Origin of the sequence: Ahrensia marina, assembly GCF_001293565.1 — a bacterium.
In the GTDB taxonomy this organism is placed as follows: Bacteria; Pseudomonadota; Alphaproteobacteria; order Rhizobiales; family Rhizobiaceae; genus Ahrensia; species Ahrensia marina.
The window spans coordinates 82,187-103,255 of record NZ_JXMU01000011.1 but is presented as its reverse complement, the minus strand read 5'-3'; the positions used below and the strand labels follow the sequence as shown (position 1 = coordinate 103,255).

Sequence of the window (21,069 nt, the reverse complement as noted above, 5' to 3'; positions counted from 1 at the left end):
CGCAAAATGGAGATAAAACCAATGAGCTCGAAATCTATAAACGAGAGCATTATTCTTTTAAAGAATAACCTCGAAAACACTGCGCAGCTCTATTCAGAACTGCTCCCAGCATCAGATACTTCGCCAAAACAGGAAGAAGCAAACATTATAGCATCGCTGCTCGCGCTGGACGAATATCTGTCCAAGTTAGCACGTGAACTGCACGTTGCTTTACCTAAGACCGACGATTCAATCATAGAAATTCTTGAACAAGTCGTGAACCCGTATGTCTGATGATGAGATTGTAGCCGAGCGCAGCGTGCCTGATTCCCCCTCCAAGAAAACCAACTGAGAAGGACTTTAAAATGCTAGATTATTTCTATTCTTCCGATGCCGGCGGCCAAGTCGCCATGAAGGCAGACGCAGACGATGCGATCGCCGCCAGTCATGCTGACGGTCAAAAAGTGGGTGCCAATGCCGAACGCGCCCGCATCCTATCGATCGCCAACTCCAACAAGCTGGCTGAAAATGCGTCTGCCTTCAAAGCAGCGCTAACGCTTGCAGCTGACGCGCCTGATATGTCGGCGGACAAGGTGATCGAATTTGCTCTCAAGACCGGCAACGCAGAAGCACCGGCGAACAATCCCGCCAGCCTGCAAAATCGTCTCAATGGCACAGACGCGCTGGGTGAGCTGTTATCAAGCGGACAGCAGTCTCAAGCGTCTGAAACAGCCAACACATTGCCGAATGCCTCAGAAGTGTTTGCAAGCCGAAGAAAGGCGAAGGCCGAACCGTTCGACGGGCAGCGATAAAAGATAAAGGAAACTCCCATGTCTACAATGACTGAACGCGCTCGCGACCTTGAAGTTGTTCTCTCTGAGGCCAACGGCTATCGCTCGCGTGACACAATCACAATCGCCGCTGGGGCAGGTGACTTAGATGCTGGAACTGTTCTCGGACAAGTCAGCAGTTCCAAAGAATATGTGCCCGCCGACCCGGACGCAGTAGACGGCAGTGAGGTTGCGGCTGCTGTTCTTCTATACCGAACTGACGCAAGCGTGAATTCTGCAAAAGCGGTCGCGCTGGTGCGTGACGCAGAGGTCAAGAAGCCAGTGCTAATATTCGGCGCTGGCTTCACCACTGACGAACTAAAAACGACCGCGCAGCTACAGCTAATAAACATCGGGATCATTCCGAGATAGCTGCATACAGAATCAGCGAGTCTTGCCAGCCGTTTCGGTTAGCAAGGTTCGCTAATTTAAGATTAGCATCATTTATTAAGGCCAATGCCAGTCAATCCAGCATTTGCAACAATATCCGCACAGCCCAGCCGTGAAATATTAGCAAATCCCGTAAATTGACTGTTTTTCAGACACTTGGCAGCATGTTCTCATCATCAATATGCAATGTAAGGAAACCAAAATGTTGATCGAAAACCCACGAACTGCCGCCCAGCCGAAATCGAACACCACGAGCGAGCTGTTACTCAAAAGTTATGGTCGTGACTTCGAGCGGTTGAGCAAAAAAATGGACAAGGCGACAGACAAAGCCTTCAAAAACAGCACCAAAGACCGCTGGGCAAGGATCAAAACCATCTCAGATGATTTATACGATTTATGCGGACTCATGGCGCGTATCCCCGCTAAATCGCAAGAAACGAAGCAGATTAAAGCCAAGGCGGCTGCTTTCGCCTTCTTTGTGCCAGACGGTGATGAAGATGCGCGCGAAATCAAATTGATGGAAGCGATCGTTGTCTCGGCGCTGAATGACATGATCGACTAAACAAGTTCTTGGAGGACAATAAATGGGCTTTCCCGCGCATCCCTTTCGGGACGATCTTGACGAGGTCTACACGCCGCCAGAGTGGACGCCAGAACACGTCGAACGTCTGATGATCGAAGCCTACATGACACTGCTCGCGCTACCACGCGAGCGCACAGGACCTCGCGGACACGCCAATGCGTGGCCTGAATATGCGGCGACTTTTGAAGACCTTGTGGCGCAGGTTGACAGTGAGCAGCCCGAGAAGCGCATCATCTATCGACCGCGCCCAACACCCGCCGAAATAGCTCAAATGGAAATTGTCTTGGCATGGCCAATCCAATTCCTGCGCGGTTACAGTGCCGAGGCGAGGGCGCTGTGCGCCCGCTCGCTTGCCAAAGCAAAGGAAATGCCTGTCAAGTGTGTCGCACGCTTTCAGTGCATAACAGAGCGCCAACTGCGCAACAGATCGCACTTTGCCGCCAGAGCGATCGCCAACGGTCTCATAGCAAAGAATATCCAAATAACCTGACGACTTCATCCATGTGGCATCGAAATTAAATAGCCTATTGTGCTAATCAGCTTCCGTGTTAGCTTTCTGCGGGGGATGGCTATATGGGCAAAGCGAGCAGCAAAACAGGCTGGTTTGTGATCGGCGCACTTATAGTCGGCTACTTAATTGGCGACGGTGATGATGCGACTGAATCGCCAGCAAACAGAGCGCCTGTTACGCAAGCCCCACAGATTCAGGAAACGGTCAGCTATCCAGTTCCAAAATCCATACCAAATAGACAGGCGCCTACGCCGGATACCAAGCGGTCTGTGCCAGTGCCTAAAGTATCGGTTGAGCCCTCTCAATCGTTGTCGGTTACAACAACTTTGAATGTGAGAAGCAGGCCAACCACAGATTCAAAAATTGTTGGTAAACTTGCGGCGGGAACGCGGATCCTTGTTGCATCACGCGATGGAGCGTGGCGACAAATTCAAATGCCTTCAAACTTTCGAAACGCATGGGTTCACGGTGATTATCTTACTGAACGAGCCCTCGGCGTACCCAAACCACAATCCCTTATTTCTACACCAAGGCCCAAGGCAAAGGTGGCGCGAAGTGGGGCAGGTACACCCGTAAGGAGTCCGAGGACAGGCTCTTGCGATTGCCCGTACGATAGAATGCGTAACGGCGCACGCTGTGGAGGGCGGAGTGCTTGGTCTCGACCAGGCGGCCGATCGCCGATATGTTTCAATTGATGAAAAAACTGATTCTTGCTCTTCTTTTCTTTGTTCCAACTTTGGTCATGTCGTCAGCGTTTGCGATTCCGCTCTGCGAAGGCGGCAATCGCGCAGCCCGCAAGGTTACTTGCTTGGTGGACGGTGATACCGGCTGGCAAAATGGCGTCAAATGGCGCGCCAAGGGCTGGGATACGCCCGAGTATGCCGGTCATGCCGAGTGCGCGAGAGAGCCCGCGATTGCAGCCCGAGCAACGGCGCGCCTGCAGCAATTGATGTCAGGTGGTTATTCAATCATTTGGCACGGCGAGAAGGGTGGTATGAACCGCGACCTCGTTAGCATAAAGCTGCGCAATGGGCGGATGGCCGGCGACGTGTTGTTGGCAGAGCGTCTGGCTGTTCGCTGGCCGCACCCGCCGCGGGTGTGGTGCGGCAATTGATTATCGCGCTAGTGCGTATACATCAGCGCCAGCGCTGCAGAGCCCACGATCGCCAGTATCAGCAAAGCTGATCCCCACCATGTCGGGGCAGGGCCGCCGTAGTCCTTATTTTTATCGTAGCCGGACATGTTCATTCCCTTCGATAAAGAACTTCTGCCGGAGTGTGCGCTGGCTCTTCAAGCGCGTCAAATAGAAAATGAAACTCGAACTTCGCAATTGACGAAATCCAGCCATAGAGAATAACTTCCTATCAGGTGGATTCGACAGTTAAGGAGATTACGAATGCCACCCAAGCCCCGACTCGTCGCCAGCTATGGCGTTCAATCCGGTTATCAGAGAAAGTTTTATCATCGGCCGACCGGATACCACACTATGATCGATGCATAATTATGGCAATCAGTGCCTTGCTCGGGTTATTCAAAAAACCGCCTCGGACAGGGCAGTGGACTTTGTCCTTGTCGTTTGTCGGCATTGAGCGACAAGTTGAGGTCGAAACCCTCGACCAATTGCTTGGGATTGTTAAATATCTGCATCTATTATTTTACAGATAACTAATTGTCAGACAAAAAACTAAGCCGCAGTCAGATAAAGCTCCGTCGCTGCATTGATTGGAATAACGTTTGCTCTACTTCCCAATAAAGTCAAATGAGCAGTTTTATCTCGATCAGTAACAACTGCATTTAGTTGAGTGTTGCGATCGTCTAAATCGGAAACGTCAAGAAATTTACTGATAGCTGAGTTTACTGAAACTGGGCTTGGCTGAACGAGTTCAAACAGTCCTCGCCGCCCACCATCTAATGATACCAAAGCATCAAACTTCCAATTAGCACTCGCGCCTCTATACTCGACATCTTTTTCGACTCTTTCGGGACGAAAAGCTCGTTCAAGCTTCTGCCAAAGCACGTCACGTTGTTGATCAGCACGTTTTTCAGACAAACTTTCCGCGACCTGCTCTACAGCATGTCGCGAAGCATTGGAAACGGCGAGAGCTGCAGCAACGAGTGAATCCTCAGGGATTTCTAGCTCAAAAAACATTTCCGAATCAAAGCGTATGTCAAACTTCGCGGCTGTTTGCCGAGCAATCCGAGTGAAAATTGACGCTCCATTCATTATGTCAGCTTCCCTGAATGCCGACCCTAGGTCGCTGACAAAATACCCACCTGGAGAAGGTTCGATTGTCAGCACGACTCTAGCCCCGCCGGGATAAATGACCGGCGTGACAACGCTGACTCGTCCAGCACGCTCCTGTGTGAATGCGAGTGAACTCGCTAATTCTTTAGCGACGGAGCGGATGTCTTCTCTGCTATTCAAAAGAGCTGATCGTTCCATGGCGGCGCCTCGATTTCTTTTAAACCTGATATATTATAGATCGTCTCAATTTTATTAACAGCCTCTCTGAAGGAGGTGGGCTCATCAATAGGTTCTGCGCAAGGCAGGTTCTCAAAAGGGAGAAACGCATCTTCACCCAGCCTTGAGTTGAGCCGAGTAGAATGCACATGAGAACCCTGCACATTTGCTTGTATTCCAAGCCTTTTCCAATGCTTATTGAAATGTGGCGATTCCGGCCAGAATTCGATTCGAGCAATACATCGAAACTTGCCTTGATACAGAGATTCCAAATTTGCAACTAAATCTTCATTTTTTCTTTGACTTGGAGCTAACATTCGGAGCCTTAAACCTTGGATCAAGAGGCTGGACGCCGTAGCCAATGGCACCACGAACTCATATTTTTCGCAACGCATCGAGGCGAGCCGCGTTTCAGGACCGTGCTTAGCGTCTCGACCACGAGGAGCAATAGCCTCCCATGCTGGCCAGTCCCCAAGTGTTTTGGGAGTTTCTGCGCGCTCAATCCAATCATCTAGAATCGACATATTCTAAGCAGAGCCCTCCAACATTGCTGAGATTAGGATAAAACTCTTAGTTTAGGAATTCGGTAACGCATTAGGACACCGCACAATAAATAACAAAAAAGCCACTGAAATCAGTGGCTTAATTAAGATAAGTGGCAGAGGGGGTGGGATTCGAACCCACGGTACGCTCTCACGCACGCCGGTTTTCAAGACCGGTGCCTTAAACCACTCGGCCACCCCTCCAAACCGCGCTCCTAATGGCATGACAATTCGATGACCGCAAGATCAATCCCGCATTGATGTAATTTTTTTTTGATTTTCTTCAGTTTCAAATGATCCGAACCGTTCTCCACCCGTAAATATCATTAAAAAAACAAATGGAGAGAATAATGCGGAACCGGATTGCAGCGATTGTCGGCATTTTGGGAATCACTTTGACATCCAATTATGTAAATGCCGGTGAACAATTGAGCGGCGCCGAACTGAAGAACTTTGTTTCCGGCAAGCGTGTATATTTGAAAATACGTTTAGGCGGCGAGTTTCCACTTGAGTACCGTTCCAACGGCCAAGTGACAGGAGACGGAACCAAAACCGGCCTTGGTAAATATTTTGCGCCCAAGGAAACCGGCAAATGGTTTGTGGACGGCGAGAAGCTCTGCCAGCAATTTCCGACCTGGTACAAGGGTAGAGTATCCTGCTTTACCATTGAGAAAACAGGGCAAACCACATTGAACTGGACCCGTGATGATGGCTATTCAGGCACAGCACGCATTAGCGGCTGATTAAGAACTGAATAACCTTGTTAGAAAACGTGATTTGACCTGCCGTGTTTTTAACTTGGCTATAAAAAGACTTTTGTGTATGTCACCTAGCGATGGTGGACAATCTATACAAAAACAGAATCAAAGTTTTGGCATGCCTTTTCATAGGCAGCGCTATGCTTTCTGCATGTTCATCTTCCACGTCGAAAATTGGCACCGAATCCGGTACGCCACGCGCTAAAATGAATTTCGCCGCGCCAGGCCCGTTGGATAACGGCGCGACATCCGGTGCGGAAAACTTCACAGAAAGCGCCTATGGCGTTTCGGCAAGCCCGATTGTCGCGACAGGTACCAAGCTGCCACGCGGTGGTGGTTATGCCAAAGTCGGCTCATCCTATGTTGTAAAAGGACGCCGCTACCACCCGACGAACACACCAAAGCCGGTCCAGTTTGGCCGCGCTTCCTGGTATGGCAAGGCATTTCACGGTCGCAAAACCGCCAATGGCGAAGTCTATGACATGAACCATTTAACGGCAGCGCACAAAACAATGCCGCTGCCAAGCTATGCGCGTGTAACGAACGTGAAAAATGGCCATTCCGTCATTGTTCGCGTCAATGACCGTGGTCCGTTTTCCAATGATCGCGTCATAGACCTGTCAAAGCGCGCTGCTGAAATTCTGGACTATACCTTGCTCGGTACAGCCGAAGTGAGAGTAGAATATGTTGGCCCTGCGCCATTGCACGGGCAGGACGATGCATATTTGATGGCGTCTGTACAAGGACATAGCGGCAACCCGGCAATGCCATTGCCCGGAGTTGATGCAAATATTCTAACAGCATCTGGCTCGGATATCACCGCACCAAGACCACACGTGCCTGTTTCGGCTTATGCATCACAGCGGGTGAATGCGGCTTTTGACGTTTATAAAACCGAAAAAACCAGCCTTTTGTGGAAACGCATGAACAGCCGCGACTAATACCAACGGCCATTGGCATAATACAATCTTAAATTGACATTTGCATTGCTGATCTGGCACGCGCTACAAGGAAAGCTCCTTGTGTTTCAAAGTGTTCCTGATTGATGATTACCATTTCAGTTAAGTCCAGTTTTCAAAATCCGGCGTTTCCGCTGCAAAAAGTGGCTGCGATACTGTCGATCGTTGTTTTCACACTTTTTGCAATGACTTGTGCTGCCCAAGCGCAACTGTTTGAAACACGCGCCAAACAGGCAATGCTGGTGGATGTCGGAACCGGCTCTATTTTGTTTTCAAAGCAGGAATCCGAGCAAATACCACCCGCATCGCTAGCCAAATTGATGACAATGGAAGTTGTGTTCAATGCGCTGAAAACAGGCCGTCTTACTTTGACGGACGAGTTTTATGTCAGTGAAAACGCTTGGCGGACAGGCGGCGCGCCTTCGGGCACATCGACGATGTTTGCAGAGCTCAAGTCTTCGATTCCTCTTGAGGACTTGATAAGAGGAGTCATCGTGCAATCGGCCAATGATGGCTGCATCATCATTGCAGAGGGGATGGCAGGTTCTGAGGCGACCTTTGCGGGGCTTATGAATGATCGCGCCAGACAAATCGGCCTGCAGGATTCCATTTTTTACAATTCGACCGGCCTGCCGCATCCGGAGCAGAAAGTCTCAATCCGTGATTTGGTGACATTAACGCTTCACCTGCAAAGGGAATATCCGGACTATTACAAATATTATTCTGAAACCGAATTTACCTGGAACAAGATACGTCAGCGAAACCGCAATCCGTTAATTGGCATGGACATCGGCGCTGACGGCTTGAAAACCGGCTATACCGAAGCATCAGGCTACGCAATTGTCGGATCCATTAAACAGGACGGGCGTCGTTTGGTTGTTGCTATGAGCGGTCTTGAAAGCGAACGGGAACGAGCCGAAGAGTCCCGAAGAATGCTTCAGTGGGGTTTGCGCGCATTCGAGCCATTTACATTGTTCGACAAAGATGAAGTGGTAGGGCAGGCGCGTTTATATGGCGGCGCATATCTTCATGTCCCACTAAAAACCAAGGATCGAGTGACAATTCTGGTGCCGCTCACCAATCGCGATAAACTAAAGGCACGGATTACTTATGAGGGTCCGATTGCGTCTCCGGTGAAAGAGGGTCAGGAAATTGCGACGCTGAATGTCTATATCGGCGATCAACTTGCACAGCAGGCGCCATTGCTTACTGCTGCGTCCATTGCAAAAGGACCAATCCATAGGCAAGCACTTGATGCCATTACTGAACTAGCGATCGGTTGGATCAAGAATTGAGCACGACTAAATCAATTCGTAAGGGGCCGGGCTTTTTCATCAGCTTCGAAGGCGGAGAGGGCGTCGGCAAAAGCACGCAGATTCGCAAACTCGCCGAACGATTGGCTGAACTGGATTTCTCACCAACGATATCGCGGGAACCGGGCGGGACAGCCGGTGCGGAGGCTGTACGCCATGTCGTGCTGGACAAAGCGGCGGCGGAACCGTTCGGTCCACAAATGGAAGCTCTTCTTTTTGCGGCGGCTCGGCTCGATCATGTCGAAAACGTCATCAAACCGGCATTAAAGCGCGGCAATGTGGTGATTATTGACCGTTTTATGGACTCGACTCGTGTGTATCAGGGTGCGTCGAACGATCTGGACAGTGATTTCCTGCGCACGCTGGAGCGGGTCGCAATTCATGAGACAAGCCCCGATCTCACGCTCATTTTGGACATGGATCCTAAGATTGGTCTGGACCGCGCTGCCGAGCGGCGGGGGGCGGATGTGGACGTTGACCGGTTTGAGCGCGAAACACTGGCAAAACATCAGGCGCGCAGGGCAGCTTTTCTGGAAATTGCAGCGGCCGAGCCGGATCGTTGTAAAGTTGTCGACGCATCAGGAACGATTGAGGAGATTGCTGACGAGATTTGGACCGTTGTTCAAGAAGCACTCGGCAATGCCGGTTTCGAATTCAACCGTAGCGACGAAAAAGTCCACCATTCATAAAGGCTTCAACTCTGTCTTGGCCAATTGCCACAGCGCTTCCATTTCATCCAAACTTGCATCTTTGATCGACTTTCCGGCCTGATCCAGCTTTTCCTCTATAAATGCAAAGCGCCGGCTGAACTTTAAATTGGTTCCGGCAAGTGCAGCTTCGGCCTCGATGCCCAAATGCCGCCCCAGATTGACCATCACAAAGAGAAGATCACCATATTCTTCTGTAATATGTTTTTCATCGCCGCTTTGCATCGCTTCGCTCAATTCGCCGATTTCCTCATGTATTTTATCAAGAATCGGCTCCGCTTCAGACCAGTCAAAGCCAACAGTGGCTGCTTTCTTTTGCAGTTTTAGCGAACGCATAAGCGATGGCTGCGCGCGTGGCACATCATCCAACAAAGAGGGCCGTTTGCTAATTGTGCCAGCTTCAAGTTGCCTTTTGGCTTTATCGGCCTTTTCTTGTGCTTTGACTTTTTCCCACATGCCTTTAGCCATTGTCATGCTGCGGGTGTTGTCAGGACCGAAAACATGCGGATGACGGCGGATCATTTTATCTGTTACCGCATGAACGACATCACCAAATGCAAACAAACCGGCTTCTTCAGCCATGCGCGCGTGATAAACAACCTGCAGCAACAGGTCTCCAAGCTCGTCAGCCAGATCATCCATATCGCCGCGTTCAATGGCGTCTGCGACCTCATATGCCTCTTCAATTGTATAAGGCATAATGGTTTCGAATGTTTGCTCGACATCCCAGGCACAACCGTTCTGCGGATCACGCAAACGCGCCATTATGTCGACGAGACGTTTAATATCGTTTGAAGGTTCCATTCCTTTAGATTGACGAATTTATTGCACTTGTCACGCCCAAACACGCTTTGTCCAAAGGCCAATGTTTCCTCATATGCAATCTATCACGACCGAACCAAACAGCGGCCAACAGACCTTGTGAATCCGTTTTTTAGAGTATCAACAATGCTATTTAGAAACAATTTGGGCATCCGCCATTAGATGGAAAAAACAACTTTAGTCAAAGCCGCACTTATTATGTGCCTTGGGATGATGTTTATTCCAGCAGGCGATACCGCTGGAAAATGGATGACATCCGGCATGACAGATCAGGGCGCTATTGCGCCGGTCTTCGTCGCCTGGAGCCGGTTTGCACTCGGCTCAATATTGATCATTGCAGCATATGCGGGCAGGCAGTTTGATTATAAAATTCTATCCAACTGGCGCGTATGGCTGCGCGGTATTTTTATTATGCTCGCCATCATATGTATATTAACCGCGCTTTCAACAACGCCTATTGCAGATGTATTTGCAGCCTTCTTTATTGGACCAATCATTTCCTATTTTCTTGCCGGTTGGCTTTTAAAAGAGGAGATTTCCGGCGTAAGGACTTTTTTGCTTTTTATCGGCTTCTGCGGTGTCTTGCTTGTCGTCAAACCCGGCTTTGGTCTGACTGTCGGACATTTATGGGCGGTGAGTGCCGGTCTTTTCTATGGCTGTTTTCTGGTTGCCACAAAATGGCTTTCGCATCTGTCAAATTCACGAAGCCTTCTTTTGTCAAACCTTATTGTTGGCGCTGTCATTCTGGCACCTTGGGGCATCCCTGCAGCCCCTCAAATGGATATGGATGTCACTATACTTGTACTCTTGAGCGCCGCTTGTTCAGCCATTGGCAATTTGCTTTATGTGACTGCAACCAAAATGGCCGACGCTTCACGCTTGGCGCCACTTGTGTATGTTCAATTGCTTTCCGCGACTATTTTGGGCGTCATCGTGTTTGATACATTGCCGGATAGTTTGAGTTTGCTCGGACTGGCGCTTTTACTGGCAACCGGCTTTATCGGCTTTGCCCTAAAACAGGCCGCACGCAAATCATAGTCTCAGACTCGGGCCACAGCGGTTCTATTTGCTGACTTTGGCATTGTCATAGCCGGATGCGGCGACGTCAGTACACAAATCGTGCCATTCACATCTGGTACAGGCCTGCCGGATTGAGCCAGCAGCAAATGATTTTCGCATTTTATTGAGAGTGGATTGGCTCAGAGAAAGTCTGAGGCCAGCATCAATCGATGTTTGAAGCTTTTCGGTGAGCGCTGCGGCGGCAGCTTTGTCGCGAATGGTGATACTGTCCCGCCAGCAATGTGCCTCAGCATCATCAAGAAGCGGAGCGCAGATATCATCAGGCCCCGCAACAATCTCGATATCTTCACCGTCTGAAAGGCGCGCTGCAATCCTATCGTAATTCGCGATAAATTCAGCGCTATATCCTTTGCCCACATAGGTTAGCAGGCAAAGAAGATGGTGTGGACGAAGTCGAACCGTCATGAACGTTGACGTTCAGCGCCCCATTTAAAGAGTTTGAGCGTTGCTGCGCCCAAACCGGATTTTAAAACTGCGCCCAAAAGGAATGGCGTTACGCCAAAAGCAATCGCTTTTTCTACGCCGATCATGAATGACAGCCAGGTTGCCCCCACTACAAGACAAATTGCATTACTGATCAGCATTGCCAAAAACGCCAGAAACAGGCGATCGCCATTCCAGCCTTTTTCGATAAGCCAGCCGGCAGCAGCGGCAGCAAACGGGAACGCAAATAAATAACCGCCCGTTGGGCCTGCAAAATGAGCAAGACCGCCGGCACCGCCAGCAAGAACAGGAAAGCCCATAGCGCCTTCAACCAGCCATGCCGTGACTGTGATTGCACCCAAACGCCAGCCGTAAAGTGCGCCAACCAAAGCGACAGCAAATGTTTGCATCGTAATTGGAACAGGTACCATTGGCACTTCGATATAGGAGGAAACCGCGAGGAATATTGTACCAAGAACGACGGCTGTGATTTGCCAGGCGAGGGACCTTTGCTGAAGGTTGAGCGGATTGGATGCTGTCTTCAGTGTGCTTGATTGAGTCATAGAAGTTCATTCTCCGATGTGTGAATTTCCGCCAAGTCTTTAACGGCACTTAGGTCTCATTGCAATTCATTGCAGCCACCGCAGAACGGTCGTCCAAAGATAAAAATTGTGCTGTTTTGCACTCGGCATAGACACATTTGAGCTATACGGCGTGATGACAAATACACTTTCTTGTCTGTCTGTTCTCACACATTGCATCAGCGGGTTAACATGCGGAGAAACACCTTTTTGAAAAAAGCTCTATCCTGATAGTGCTGCCAAAACATTGGTTTGCCGCCCTAAATATGCAGCGGCAAAATATCTTGAAATTTCCAATTTCTGACCATAGGTAACAGCTAGTACAGGACGACCTGCACTCAAGCGAATTATTCGGGGACGACCCCAAAAAGGGGTCAATAATGGCTTGGATATATCTCGTACTCGCAGGTTTGCTGGAAATTGTTTGGGCGTTTTTCATGAAGAAATCCGAAGGCTTCACGCTTTTGGCGCCAAGCTCCATCACCATCATCACAATGATTGCTAGTTTTTCTTTACTTGCGCTAGCTATGCGCTCACTTCCACTAGGCACAGCTTACACTGTATGGACCGGTATTGGCGCAATAGGGGCCTTTGCCGTTGGTATTTTTGTGCTTGGCGAAAGCATAAGCCCAATGCGGCTAACTGCTGGCGCTTTGATACTGGCTGGCATAATTCTCATGAAAGTCTCAAGCACAACGGTATAAAGCGCATATCGGCATTTGCACAAAGCAAACCTTGCTATCTTTCAAAGAAGCTCTTTAGCCGCTTTGCAAATTGCTTCTGTGACCGGAAGCAGTGCTCTTGCTGTGAGCCGATTAACTTGCCATGTGAGCGGTGTTTCAAGCGGTTGATCGGCCACAAGCGGTATGAGACGACCTTTTTGAATATGCTGGTCAACCAGTGCAGTCGGGTTCATTCCCCAACCTATGCCAAGCAGCGCCGCATCGACAAAGCCATGACTGCTGGCGATGTAATGAGTTGGTATATTGACGGGTTTGCCAACTACTTTTGCCACCCAATCACGCTGCAATCTGTCTTTGGAATTGAAGGTCAAAGCGGGCGCCTTCAGAAAATTATCGACATTAATGCCGTCGGAAAAATAACGCTGGCAAAATGCGGGGCTAGCCGTGGCAATATATTTCAATGTGCCCAGCTGGAAACAATCACAACCCTGCAACGGGGTTATGCGCGACGTGATTGCGCCGGCCACTTCGCCGTTCTTAAGCCAGCTTTCTGAGTGGTCCTGATCATCAATAACAAGGTCAAAAAAGAAGCCCCCGGCCTGTGCAAGTCCAGCCAGTAGCCAACTGGCAAGACTGTCAGCATTGACAGCAATTCTAACCGGTGTCGAATTATCAACTGAAAGACCAAGATCAACAGAAAGCTCGCGCTCCAACAAGTGCAATTGATCTCTGTGTTTGATCATTCTGGCTGCTGCGGGCGTGGCCCGGCATGGCGATGAGCGCTCAATCAGAATCATGCCAACGCGTTCCTCCAACTGTTTTACCCGCTGTGAAACAGCAGAAGGGGTGACAGAGAGATAAGCAGCGGCAGCCTCAAAGCTACCCGTGCGTATCACGGCGTTTAAAGCTTCCAGTTGAGGATGCTTGAACATTAATTTTCCTAATGCAAATAAATATCATTTAATTTGGCTAAGGATACTTTCTTCGATATGCCAGTCAATGAAATGATTACTGGATAATAAAATGAGCGTATTTTTCACAGGCTTTAGCGTCAGCCTGTCTCTCATTCTTGCTATCGGTGCGCAAAATGCGTTTGTACTCAAACAAGGTCTTCAACGGCAAAATGTCGGTATTGTCGTCATCATTTGCGCGATTACAGATGCTCTGTTGATTGGTGTGGGCGTTGCCGGCTTTAACTGGATGACGACAGAAATCCCGCGATTAACCGACTTTCTGCTTTATGGCGGTGTGGCGTTTCTAATCTTCTACGGCGCAAAATCTTTCTACTCAGCCTGGACAGGCTCAGGCGTATTACATGCCGTCGGTAATATAAAACAAAGCTGGCAATCCGCAGTATTAACGTGCCTGGCGGTGACATGGCTCAATCCGCACATGTATCTGGATACTGTCGTATTGATTGGCTCTGTATCGGCGCAATATCCAAATGATGCTTTCATATTTTGGATCGGCGCAGCGTTAGCGTCTTTCAGCTTTTTTGTGACTTTAGGATACGGCGCGCGTCTAGTTGCGCCATATTTCGCCAATGCACGTGCGTGGCAGATTCTGGATGTTTTTGTTGGCTGCGTAATGTGGGCGATTGCATTCAGCTTATTATTCAGAGCCCAATAAATAATTACGGTCAGTCCGCCACGCTATTGAACTTGCAAACGCTGGTTTCGCAGGTCAAGCGAGCGTTTGTCGATGCATGGCTGGTTAGCACCCCATAAATTACTAAGAAAAGTGTCTTCGCCTGTTGGGGCGGACGACAGGAAGCGCTGCGCGGTTGATAGGTGATCCTGACCGATCAATCAGGAGAAGCAGCCACAACCCGCTCATAGATCACAAAAACATTCAAGACATGCGTCGCTTTCGGACGATAGCCCTCCGTTACGACGATACGTAAAACCAAAATAGGAAATATCAATGAAAAGAACAAAGATCTTCGCCGTTATCGGCATCGCCGTACTCGGCCTTACCGCTTGCGAGACCACCGCAGAACGCTCGGCACGCACTCAGCTTGATGCCGCATGTATAAAAGGAAACCTGGAGGCGTGCAGGGCGGTTCAGGAGAGGGTTGCCGCAGAAGGCCAGCTCTTGGCAACAACGGCTGCAGGCTTTTAACGAGGTGGCGGCTACCTGCAGAACTGGTATGCGCACGCTAAAGAAATAAATCAACCAAATCACAGCTTGGGCAGCTGCGTCGACAGTCTGCGCTGCCCAAATCCGCGCTGCAAATTGCAATACGCTGAAGCGTGCGGCATATCACTCTATTGAACGAAGAAAGTTAAACGAAAATCAAATGACTTCGGACATATCCATCAGCATATTCATAACAGCTATTTGTTTGTTCTGCGCGCATCTTTTGCTGCTCAGAAGACAGGACATCGGCGTATATTTGCCTCTTGCCTTGCTGTTTCTGTTTCAAGGCGTCTCTACAGGCGTCGCCGCACTGACGGAAACATATGACCCTGATAGCGTTGGCGTTCTTTTCCATATAAGCGTTCTTGTCGGCGGCTTGGAAAGCACTATTCCGTTCCTGTTTTGGGCATATGTCCGTGCGCTCACGACAGAAGGGCCAACGGAAAATATCCCGAAATTAAGCTACCACCTGATCCCGATGATCTTTGTTTTGGTATCGTTTTGGTCTCTACTTTTTCTTCCCGCCGGGTTTGCCGAATCCGAGATGAACGATGACGACCCGCGCTTGTTGGGATTTACCCTTATTGCGTTGATGGTTCTTCTGGCAGACTTCGTATTCAAAGCAATGATTGCAGTCTATGTCTATCTGACAATCCGCCGCCTCATGACATACCGTAAGCGTCTCAAGGATGTGTTTGCCAGTACGGAAAACCGGGAGCTGACGTGGATATGGGTGATCTTGATCTGCATTGCATTTTATCTCTGCGTAAGCATTGCTTTCACCGCATCGGTTGTGTCGGGCATCTTTAATGAAGAGACCTATAATAATTGGTTGCCGACACTGAACGGGGCGGCCTTGCTAGGTGTTTTCTGGGCCATCGGCATTTGGGGATTACGGCAGCGTCCAGGAATGACACGTCAACCCGTTGCCGTTCTGCCAGAGCCTGGTGATACACCGTCGCGAAAATATGAGAAATCTGCACTTGATGATGATCGCCTTGAGCACATCGCGCGCAAGATTGAAGCAGCGATGGCCAAGGACAGCCTTTATCGCGACCCGAACTTATCGCTTTGGGATTTGGCAAAGCACATCGGGGTTACATCTCATTATGTGTCTCAGGCTCTGAATACACAATTGAATAAAAACTTTTTCGATCTGGTGAATGGTTGGAGAATTAAAGATGCGATCAAGCAGCTCAACGAGACAGATGAGACAATACTGGTTATAGCATACGACGTGGGCTTTAACTCGCGCTCAGCGTTCTACAAAGCATTCAAGCGCGAAACAGGAAGAACCCCCTCTGGCATGAGAAAATTGCCGGCAGTACTGCGGTGAAGACAAGCACCAACAGATGTATTGCCCCGCTTTTGTGAAACAAGACCCGATGCACCATATTTCGCAAATGCACGTGCGTGGCAAATTCTGGATGTTTTTGTCGGCTGCATAATGTGGGCGATTGCATTAAGCTTAATACTAAAAGCATAGATAATCAATTACTTACATGGAATAAACGAATTTATCGCTTCTGCTCAAGCCACCATTTGTGCATTGCTTCAAACACCGGCTTTAATGCTTTACCATCGTCGGTCACGCTATATTCTACACGGGGAGGGACTTCCGGAAATATCTGACGTTCTACCAAACCATCTGCTTCTAGGGCTCTCAATTGCTGGGTAAGCATAGTCTGCGTTATTCCATCAATCTCCCGACGAAGCGCGCCAAAGCGCATGGTACCCTTGAAAATCAATGCTTTCAAAATTGAAAGTTTCCACTTGCCGCCAATCATCGTGAAAATGATCGGAGCCGGACAAATATCTTCATTTTCAGACATAATACCTCATTAGTATGAAATAGATACTAAGTAAGAAAAGACTGCCTACTTTGCAAATCAATGTAAAGGTGAAACTGTGCTTCAAATTTGTACAGCATGAAAGAGACTACCTATGCACGTAATCCTGCTAAAATTTGCCGAGAACAAAGCTGCGGCGCCAGATTTCATGGAAGGGCACAATTCATGGATCGCAAAAGGCTTTGCTGAAGACGTATTCAAACTTGTTGGATCACTAAAATCCGGTGGAGGTTTTATCCTTGCAAGCAACGAGAACGAAGCTGCTATCAAAGAGCGCGTAAATGCTGACCCGTTTGTCGAGCAAGGAATTGTGTCTGCTGAAATTCATACCGTTGATGTAAAGCGGACGATTTCCCAGTTGGATTTCCTAACAGACAACAACTGAAGTTCATCCGAAATATGTTTGGTAGATTTCAATGCTTTCTCATCGCTTGAAATCTACCAAATCACTTAACTTCATTGGCTCAGATCTCGGGCATTCCCAACAAGTGAACGGGATTGAGGCGCAACATCCAATTGTCGCATAAGATAGATTATGGAACTATTTTATGTCACTAATAACCGGTGCAGGTTTGGAATTCGAGTAACAGCCCTTCGTTTAAGACATCTCATTGATAATATAGATTGTGTGTTCCGGTAGCGATCTATCTTCAAATATATCCGGATTGGCTTCAGCCAATTGCGGTAATGCCAGCAGAATTTCCCGCAAATGTTCACGCATAGCTTCATCAGCCATATCTGCTTTTCCTGTACGTATGGCAGATACAATATTCTTATGTTGCTCGATCAATCGTTTCATCGGTGTCGCTATGCCCAGGCTCAAGAACCGGACCCGGTCAATCTCATTGCGTGCGCCTTCAACGGTTTTAAGCGCGTAATCGCACTGTACAATATTAGCGATCGCACGATGGAAAAAGTTATCACTGCGATTAAACCGGACAAAATTATCCTCGGCAAAAGCTTGAGCCTGTTCGTCGAGCAATTTGTCCAACAGCTCAAAATCTTTGGCTTTAGCAAGACGTGCCGCATTACGTACCAATGAACATTCAACTGCCTCACGCACGAGCCGCGCATCTGCAACCCTGCGCACTGAAATTTTACTGACATATGTCCCGCGGCTTGGCCGTATTTCCACCAAACCAGCTTCTGACAGCTTGATAAATGCCTCGCGAACCGGCTGACGGCTAACACCATATTTCAGCGAAATTTCCTTTTCCGACAACGCCTCACCCGGCTTGAGATGCATTTCAATTATAGCCAGCCGCAGCTCGGAAAACAGTTGCGGTGCTATGGGTTGATCAAGCCGTAGTGGATTTATCATTTAAATTCCATTTTGCATTTTGCGTTTTACGTACTATACACTACCATACCGGTATGGTGAAGACGTGAATTCCACGAGGGAAAACTTTGCCAAACTGTTTAAACACTCAAGGGAGGGTAATATCATGAAGGATAAACTGCGCAAAAGTTTCTCAATAAATCGGCGTCAATTAATCGGTGGCGGTGTTGCAGCACTGGCTATGCCTGCGCTGATAAAAAGCGCATACAGCCAAGAAAAATTCGTTTGTAAAATCGCTCACTCAGAAGCGATTGGTTCGCCTTTTACAAATGCCTTTGATAAATGGGCAAAAATTCTCAACGAGCGCAGTGAAGGCCGCATTGATGCGCAGCATTTCCCTGCCAGCCAGCTTGGTGGCTTGGCACAATTGCTGGAAATGAGCCGCATCGGCACCGTTCAGGTCACAGCCGCCGGTCCTGACAGTGAAGAAGCCATTGCGCCTGAGATTGCCGCAACCGCTGGTGCGCCAGGCTTCATTTATAAAAATGAAGCGCATGTTGATGCTGTTCTGCAAGGCGATATCGGTGACGAAATCAGCAAGATTGCACGGGAGAAAACAGGCGTCGAGTTCATCGCTTATGGCGAAGTTGGCTTCAGACACCTTTTGACAAAAGAACCGGTTACGGATCTTGCAAGCCTTCAGGGCGTAAAGCTTCGTGTGCCTGAAGTGAACATCTGGGTCGAATTCTGGAAAGCACTGGGCGCCAATCCGACACCGCTGCCATATTCGGAACAATACTCAGCGCTCTCAACCGGTATTATTGACGGTTTGGACTCTGATTACTTCTCAGTACTCGGATTTAAATGGCATGAGCAGGCTACAAATATTACGCCAACTTACCATTGGTTCCTGCCAAAGGCGATCCGTATGAACGCTGCATGGCTTGATTCACTGCCTGCTGACTTGCAGGAATTGTGCCGTACATCAGCCAAAGAAGTGTTCGCTGAGCAGCGCACAATCAACCGTGCGGGCGCAGACCAGGCGCTTGAAGATCTCAAGGCCGTTGGCTGTACCGTTCAACCTTTCCCGGCTGAAGAACGTGCAAAATGGGAAGAGAAAACTGAATTCCTGTTCGAGAAAATGGGCGAAGCAAGCCCTGAAACAGCTGAAATGATCGCGAAAATTCGTGCATTAGGCTAATCCTCCCAACTTGCCCGCCCTACTCAGTCGGGCGGGCTTTTTACGACTTTGAATATGGGGAATTAGATGACGGAAACATTCAGCGCACCGGTAAAGCAATCCATAGCGTCTATTGGATTGACTTGGTTGGACCGCATTCTGGAAGCGCTTTCGGTTATGGCAATATTGCTGGCAACATGTATTGCCATTTTGCAGGTCTTTTGTCGCTATGTGCTGAACGCTTCCCTGCCCTGGCCTGAAGAGCTGGCGCAGTTTCTGTTCATCTGGTCGATCTTTCTTGGCATGGCGGTTTTAGTACACCGCGACCGGCATATCGCTATTTCACTGTTTGTCAAAATGCTGCCGCAAAAAATTCAGGCCATTCAGGCTGTTTTATTGCGTATTTTTATTGCGACTGCTTGTTACATGATGGTTGTACACGGTATCGACTTTGCACAACGTTCAATGCAGGTCACACCGGCGTTACAAATCCCGCTAAAATACATGTTTATGGCCGTGCCAATCGGCAGCCTGATGGGGCTGGTGTTTTTATCACGGCCGATAAAAGATTCATCATGGTGGTCAGGTTTGGCAACATTGCTGGCCGGCATCGGATTTTATTATGTTTTACGCCATACAGGAAGCAATGTGTGGGGAAGCTTGAGCATCTCCTCTATTTTGATGATTGTTGGTCTGGCCCTCATCTTCCTTGAGATACCGATAATGTTTGCGTTGGTACTTGGTTCTTTTGCGGCGATGTCAACGCAGCCCGCATCCATGCTTGTGATCATCACGCAGAACATGTCCGGGTCACTTAATTCCTTTACGCTGCTGGCAATTCCATTCTTTATCATGGCCGCAGCAGTCATGAATGCAGGCGGTATTACCGTGCGTATTGTTGATCTTGCATCGCATATGGTGGGACATTTCAAAGGCGGACTCGCACAGGCTAACGTTGCAACCAATGTCATGCTTGCCGGCGTTTCCGGTTCGTCAACAGCCGACGCATCGGCAACCGCCAAATTGCTGGTCCCCCAAATGGAAAAGCATGGCTATGACCGCCCGTTCAGTTGCGCGTTGACTGCGGCGGCATCGACGCTGGCCAATATGATTCCGCCAGGTTTGGGGCTGATCATTTATGCCGCCCTCGCCTCGGTCTCAGTTGGCGCAATCTTTGTCGGAACCATTGTACCCGGCTTGATGGTTGCTTTGGCATTGTCGATCGTCGTTTACATCGTCTCCACAATAAAGGGCTATGGCGGTGAACAAATACGCTCAACTGGTGCAGAGCGCTGGCGTGCCTTCGGCCTCGCAGTGCCTGCGCTCCTTCTTCCGGTACTGATCGTTGGCGGCGTGCGCTTCGGAATTTTTACCGCAACAGAAGCCGGTGCAATGGCGTTTTTATTCGCTCTTTTTTGCGGTGCTTTTATCTACCGTGCTTTGAGCGCAGCCAATCTAATCGGAGCGCTGCGTGAAGCTGCAGAAGACACGGTTGCTGTTGCCGTTATTATCGCTGCGGCCTCTCCCTTCGCCTGGATTTTGACGTTCGAGCAAGCGCCTCAGAAGATAGCGGCGTGGCTCGGAACATTAAGTTCAGACCCTATATTATTGTTATTGCTGATAAACCTGTTCCTTTTATTTGTTGGCCTGTTTATCGAGATGATTGCAGCCTTGGTCATTCTTGTGCCAATCCTTGTACCGGTGGTTATCGCTGCCGGCGTGGATCCGCTTCACTTCGGTGTCGTTATGGTTATCAATCTGGTGATTGGTGCGCTCACGCCGCCACTTGGTGTGCTTGTATTTACAACCGCACGGGTGGGACGGACCGACTCAACAGCTGTCTTCAAGGCAATCTTGCCCTTCGTTGCAGCACAACTGGTCATTCTCGTCCTCATTACGCTGGTGCCTCAATTTACTATGCTACCGATAAAATGGTTCGGGCCGTAAACAGTAAGCACCTGATGACTGTCTGCGCTGGACATGCTCCAGCCGGACGGCG

27 protein-coding genes and 1 tRNA gene are annotated in these 21,069 nt (G+C 49.1%); 19 read left to right on the top strand and 9 right to left on the bottom strand.

Annotation, left to right across the window (positions count from 1 at the left end):
- Nucleotides 1–21: 21 nt before the first annotated feature.
- From SU32_RS08960 to SU32_RS08935, 7 genes are all read left to right on the top strand, one after another.
- A complete protein-coding gene (locus tag SU32_RS08960; protein ID WP_053999012.1) occupies nucleotides 22–273 on the top strand; it encodes a hypothetical protein in 252 nt (83 codons plus the stop codon).
- A 71-nt stretch (nucleotides 274–344) separates the two neighbouring features.
- The gene (locus tag SU32_RS08955) at nucleotides 345–791 is read left to right on the top strand and encodes a hypothetical protein (protein WP_053999011.1); all 447 of its coding nucleotides are present in this window, start codon (nucleotides 345–347) and stop codon (nucleotides 789–791) included.
- 18 nt (nucleotides 792–809) lie between these two features.
- Nucleotides 810–1,181, top strand: coding sequence for a head decoration protein (locus SU32_RS08950; protein ID WP_053999010.1), 372 nt, complete (start codon nucleotides 810–812; stop codon nucleotides 1,179–1,181).
- 220 nt (nucleotides 1,182–1,401) lie between these two features.
- On the top strand, nucleotides 1,402–1,761 hold the full coding sequence (locus SU32_RS08945) for a hypothetical protein (protein ID WP_053999009.1): 360 nt from the start codon (nucleotides 1,402–1,404) through the stop codon (nucleotides 1,759–1,761).
- Nucleotides 1,762–1,783: 22 nt separating this feature from the next.
- Nucleotides 1,784–2,272 (top strand): hypothetical protein, encoded by a 489-nt coding sequence (locus SU32_RS08940; protein WP_053999008.1) that lies wholly within the window; start codon nucleotides 1,784–1,786, stop codon nucleotides 2,270–2,272.
- Between the two features lie 83 nt (nucleotides 2,273–2,355).
- Entirely contained in the window at nucleotides 2,356–2,988 is a 633-nt protein-coding gene (locus tag SU32_RS17645) for an SH3 domain-containing protein (RefSeq protein WP_082376591.1), read from the top strand.
- Nucleotides 2,988–3,407, top strand: coding sequence for a thermonuclease family protein (locus tag SU32_RS08935; RefSeq protein WP_144421085.1), 420 nt, complete (start codon nucleotides 2,988–2,990; stop codon nucleotides 3,405–3,407). The genes SU32_RS17645 and SU32_RS08935 overlap by 1 nt, the downstream gene beginning before the upstream one ends.
- Nucleotides 3,408–3,977: 570 nt before the next feature.
- Here the strand turns inward: SU32_RS08935 and SU32_RS08930 are convergent.
- From SU32_RS08930 to SU32_RS08920, 3 genes are all read right to left on the bottom strand, one after another.
- Nucleotides 3,978–4,736 carry a hypothetical protein gene (locus SU32_RS08930; RefSeq protein WP_053999006.1) on the bottom strand — a complete coding sequence of 253 codons (759 nt, stop codon included), beginning with the start codon at nucleotides 4,734–4,736 and terminating at the stop codon, nucleotides 3,978–3,980.
- The gene (locus SU32_RS08925) at nucleotides 4,715–5,278 is read right to left on the bottom strand and encodes a hypothetical protein (protein ID WP_053999005.1); all 564 of its coding nucleotides are present in this window, start codon (nucleotides 5,276–5,278) and stop codon (nucleotides 4,715–4,717) included. The genes SU32_RS08930 and SU32_RS08925 overlap by 22 nt, the downstream gene beginning before the upstream one ends.
- 132 nt (nucleotides 5,279–5,410) lie before the next feature.
- Nucleotides 5,411–5,500, bottom strand: a tRNA-Ser gene (locus SU32_RS08920).
- 146 nt (nucleotides 5,501–5,646) lie between these two features.
- On the opposite strand from SU32_RS08920, the gene SU32_RS08915 reads away from it, so the two are divergent.
- The 4 genes from SU32_RS08915 (at nucleotide 5,647) to tmk (ending at nucleotide 9,015) form a co-directional block, all read left to right on the top strand.
- Nucleotides 5,647–6,039 (top strand): hypothetical protein, encoded by a 393-nt coding sequence (locus SU32_RS08915; protein WP_053999004.1) that lies wholly within the window; start codon nucleotides 5,647–5,649, stop codon nucleotides 6,037–6,039.
- 155 nt (nucleotides 6,040–6,194) lie between these two features.
- On the top strand, nucleotides 6,195–6,995 hold the full coding sequence (locus SU32_RS08910) for a septal ring lytic transglycosylase RlpA family protein (protein WP_053999003.1): 801 nt from the start codon (nucleotides 6,195–6,197) through the stop codon (nucleotides 6,993–6,995).
- A gap of 104 nt (nucleotides 6,996–7,099) precedes the next feature.
- Nucleotides 7,100–8,308 (top strand): D-alanyl-D-alanine carboxypeptidase family protein, encoded by a 1,209-nt coding sequence (locus SU32_RS08905; protein WP_483756990.1) that lies wholly within the window; start codon nucleotides 7,100–7,102, stop codon nucleotides 8,306–8,308.
- On the top strand, nucleotides 8,305–9,015 hold the full coding sequence (gene tmk, locus SU32_RS08900) for a dTMP kinase (protein ID WP_053999074.1): 711 nt from the start codon (nucleotides 8,305–8,307) through the stop codon (nucleotides 9,013–9,015). The genes SU32_RS08905 and tmk overlap by 4 nt, the downstream gene beginning before the upstream one ends.
- Here tmk and mazG read toward each other — a convergent pair.
- A complete protein-coding gene (mazG, locus tag SU32_RS08895) occupies nucleotides 9,010–9,837 on the bottom strand; it encodes a nucleoside triphosphate pyrophosphohydrolase (RefSeq protein WP_053999002.1) in 828 nt (275 codons plus the stop codon). The genes tmk and mazG overlap by 6 nt on opposite strands.
- A 180-nt stretch (nucleotides 9,838–10,017) precedes the next feature.
- Between mazG and SU32_RS08890 the strand changes: the two genes are divergently transcribed.
- A complete protein-coding gene (locus tag SU32_RS08890) occupies nucleotides 10,018–10,893 on the top strand; it encodes a DMT family transporter (protein WP_053999001.1) in 876 nt (291 codons plus the stop codon).
- A 24-nt stretch (nucleotides 10,894–10,917) separates the two neighbouring features.
- Here SU32_RS08890 and SU32_RS08885 read toward each other — a convergent pair whose 3' ends face one another.
- Both SU32_RS08885 and SU32_RS08880 read right to left on the bottom strand, forming a co-directional pair.
- Nucleotides 10,918–11,340, bottom strand: a complete 423-nt coding sequence (locus SU32_RS08885) for a DUF1284 domain-containing protein (RefSeq protein WP_053999000.1) — start codon at nucleotides 11,338–11,340, stop codon at nucleotides 10,918–10,920.
- Entirely contained in the window at nucleotides 11,337–11,921 is a 585-nt protein-coding gene (locus SU32_RS08880) for a biotin transporter BioY (protein WP_053998999.1), read from the bottom strand. Before SU32_RS08880 ends, SU32_RS08885 begins: the two co-directional genes overlap by 4 nt.
- A gap of 398 nt (nucleotides 11,922–12,319) precedes the next feature.
- Here SU32_RS08880 and SU32_RS08875 point away from each other — a divergent pair, with 398 nt between their 5' ends.
- Nucleotides 12,320–12,643 carry a DMT family transporter gene (locus SU32_RS08875; protein WP_053998998.1) on the top strand — a complete coding sequence of 108 codons (324 nt, stop codon included), beginning with the start codon at nucleotides 12,320–12,322 and terminating at the stop codon, nucleotides 12,641–12,643.
- 41 nt (nucleotides 12,644–12,684) lie between these two features.
- Here SU32_RS08875 and SU32_RS08870 read toward each other — a convergent pair whose 3' ends face one another.
- The gene (locus tag SU32_RS08870) at nucleotides 12,685–13,554 is read right to left on the bottom strand and encodes a LysR family transcriptional regulator ArgP (protein WP_053998997.1); all 870 of its coding nucleotides are present in this window, start codon (nucleotides 13,552–13,554) and stop codon (nucleotides 12,685–12,687) included.
- 91 nt (nucleotides 13,555–13,645) lie between these two features.
- Between SU32_RS08870 and SU32_RS08865 the strand changes: the two genes are divergently transcribed.
- From SU32_RS08865 to SU32_RS08855, 3 genes are all read left to right on the top strand, one after another.
- Nucleotides 13,646–14,251, top strand: a complete 606-nt coding sequence (locus SU32_RS08865; RefSeq protein ID WP_053998996.1) for a LysE/ArgO family amino acid transporter — start codon at nucleotides 13,646–13,648, stop codon at nucleotides 14,249–14,251.
- Between the two features lie 294 nt (nucleotides 14,252–14,545).
- Nucleotides 14,546–14,743 carry a hypothetical protein gene (locus SU32_RS08860; RefSeq protein WP_053998995.1) on the top strand — a complete coding sequence of 66 codons (198 nt, stop codon included), beginning with the start codon at nucleotides 14,546–14,548 and terminating at the stop codon, nucleotides 14,741–14,743.
- A gap of 178 nt (nucleotides 14,744–14,921) precedes the next feature.
- A complete protein-coding gene (locus tag SU32_RS08855; protein WP_053998994.1) occupies nucleotides 14,922–16,097 on the top strand; it encodes a helix-turn-helix domain-containing protein in 1,176 nt (391 codons plus the stop codon).
- A 181-nt stretch (nucleotides 16,098–16,278) separates the two neighbouring features.
- On the opposite strand, the gene SU32_RS08850 is transcribed toward SU32_RS08855, so the two are convergent.
- Complete coding sequence (locus tag SU32_RS08850; protein ID WP_053998993.1) at nucleotides 16,279–16,593, bottom strand: winged helix-turn-helix transcriptional regulator; 315 nt, start codon at nucleotides 16,591–16,593, stop codon at nucleotides 16,279–16,281.
- 112 nt (nucleotides 16,594–16,705) lie between these two features.
- Between SU32_RS08850 and SU32_RS08845 the strand changes: the two genes are divergently transcribed.
- On the top strand, nucleotides 16,706–16,996 hold the full coding sequence (locus tag SU32_RS08845; protein ID WP_053998992.1) for a YciI family protein: 291 nt from the start codon (nucleotides 16,706–16,708) through the stop codon (nucleotides 16,994–16,996).
- A 213-nt stretch (nucleotides 16,997–17,209) separates the two neighbouring features.
- Here SU32_RS08845 and SU32_RS08840 read toward each other — a convergent pair whose 3' ends face one another.
- Nucleotides 17,210–17,932 (bottom strand): GntR family transcriptional regulator, encoded by a 723-nt coding sequence (locus tag SU32_RS08840; protein WP_053998991.1) that lies wholly within the window; start codon nucleotides 17,930–17,932, stop codon nucleotides 17,210–17,212.
- 124 nt (nucleotides 17,933–18,056) lie between these two features.
- On the opposite strand from SU32_RS08840, the gene SU32_RS08835 reads away from it, so the two are divergent.
- On the top strand, nucleotides 18,057–19,091 hold the full coding sequence (locus SU32_RS08835) for a TRAP transporter substrate-binding protein (RefSeq protein WP_053998990.1): 1,035 nt from the start codon (nucleotides 18,057–18,059) through the stop codon (nucleotides 19,089–19,091).
- 66 nt (nucleotides 19,092–19,157) lie between these two features.
- Entirely contained in the window at nucleotides 19,158–21,017 is a 1,860-nt protein-coding gene (locus tag SU32_RS08830; protein ID WP_053998989.1) for a TRAP transporter large permease, read from the top strand.
- Nucleotides 21,018–21,069: the final 52 nt, after the last annotated feature.

Bases quoted from the DNA above. Each gene is read 5' to 3' on its own strand.
- SU32_RS08960 (WP_053999012.1), top strand. From the start codon at position 22: ATGAGCTCGAAATCTATAAACGAGAGCATTATTCTTTTAAAGAATAAC.
- SU32_RS08955 (WP_053999011.1), top strand. From the start codon at position 345: ATGCTAGATTATTTCTATTCTTCCGATGCCGGCGGCCAAGTCGCCATG.
- SU32_RS08950 (WP_053999010.1), top strand. From the start codon at position 810: ATGTCTACAATGACTGAACGCGCTCGCGACCTTGAAGTTGTTCTCTCT.
- SU32_RS08945 (WP_053999009.1), top strand. From the start codon at position 1,402: ATGTTGATCGAAAACCCACGAACTGCCGCCCAGCCGAAATCGAACACC.
- SU32_RS08940 (WP_053999008.1), top strand. From the start codon at position 1,784: ATGGGCTTTCCCGCGCATCCCTTTCGGGACGATCTTGACGAGGTCTAC.
- SU32_RS17645 (WP_082376591.1), top strand. From the start codon at position 2,356: ATGGGCAAAGCGAGCAGCAAAACAGGCTGGTTTGTGATCGGCGCACTT.
- SU32_RS08935 (WP_144421085.1), top strand. From the start codon at position 2,988: ATGAAAAAACTGATTCTTGCTCTTCTTTTCTTTGTTCCAACTTTGGTC.
- SU32_RS08930 (WP_053999006.1), bottom strand. From the start codon at position 4,736: ATGGAACGATCAGCTCTTTTGAATAGCAGAGAAGACATCCGCTCCGTC.
- SU32_RS08925 (WP_053999005.1), bottom strand. From the start codon at position 5,278: ATGTCGATTCTAGATGATTGGATTGAGCGCGCAGAAACTCCCAAAACA.
- SU32_RS08915 (WP_053999004.1), top strand. From the start codon at position 5,647: ATGCGGAACCGGATTGCAGCGATTGTCGGCATTTTGGGAATCACTTTG.
- SU32_RS08910 (WP_053999003.1), top strand. From the start codon at position 6,195: ATGCTTTCTGCATGTTCATCTTCCACGTCGAAAATTGGCACCGAATCC.
- SU32_RS08905 (WP_483756990.1), top strand. From the start codon at position 7,100: ATGATTACCATTTCAGTTAAGTCCAGTTTTCAAAATCCGGCGTTTCCG.
- mazG (WP_053999002.1), bottom strand. From the start codon at position 9,837: ATGGAACCTTCAAACGATATTAAACGTCTCGTCGACATAATGGCGCGT.
- SU32_RS08890 (WP_053999001.1), top strand. From the start codon at position 10,018: ATGGAAAAAACAACTTTAGTCAAAGCCGCACTTATTATGTGCCTTGGG.
- SU32_RS08885 (WP_053999000.1), bottom strand. From the start codon at position 11,340: ATGACGGTTCGACTTCGTCCACACCATCTTCTTTGCCTGCTAACCTAT.
- SU32_RS08880 (WP_053998999.1), bottom strand. From the start codon at position 11,921: ATGACTCAATCAAGCACACTGAAGACAGCATCCAATCCGCTCAACCTT.
- SU32_RS08875 (WP_053998998.1), top strand. From the start codon at position 12,320: ATGGCTTGGATATATCTCGTACTCGCAGGTTTGCTGGAAATTGTTTGG.
- SU32_RS08870 (WP_053998997.1), bottom strand. From the start codon at position 13,554: ATGTTCAAGCATCCTCAACTGGAAGCTTTAAACGCCGTGATACGCACG.
- SU32_RS08865 (WP_053998996.1), top strand. From the start codon at position 13,646: ATGAGCGTATTTTTCACAGGCTTTAGCGTCAGCCTGTCTCTCATTCTT.
- SU32_RS08860 (WP_053998995.1), top strand. From the start codon at position 14,546: ATGAAAAGAACAAAGATCTTCGCCGTTATCGGCATCGCCGTACTCGGC.
- SU32_RS08855 (WP_053998994.1), top strand. From the start codon at position 14,922: ATGACTTCGGACATATCCATCAGCATATTCATAACAGCTATTTGTTTG.
- SU32_RS08850 (WP_053998993.1), bottom strand. From the start codon at position 16,593: ATGTCTGAAAATGAAGATATTTGTCCGGCTCCGATCATTTTCACGATG.
- SU32_RS08845 (WP_053998992.1), top strand. From the start codon at position 16,706: ATGCACGTAATCCTGCTAAAATTTGCCGAGAACAAAGCTGCGGCGCCA.
- SU32_RS08840 (WP_053998991.1), bottom strand. From the start codon at position 17,932: ATGATAAATCCACTACGGCTTGATCAACCCATAGCACCGCAACTGTTT.
- SU32_RS08835 (WP_053998990.1), top strand. From the start codon at position 18,057: ATGAAGGATAAACTGCGCAAAAGTTTCTCAATAAATCGGCGTCAATTA.
- SU32_RS08830 (WP_053998989.1), top strand. From the start codon at position 19,158: ATGACGGAAACATTCAGCGCACCGGTAAAGCAATCCATAGCGTCTATT.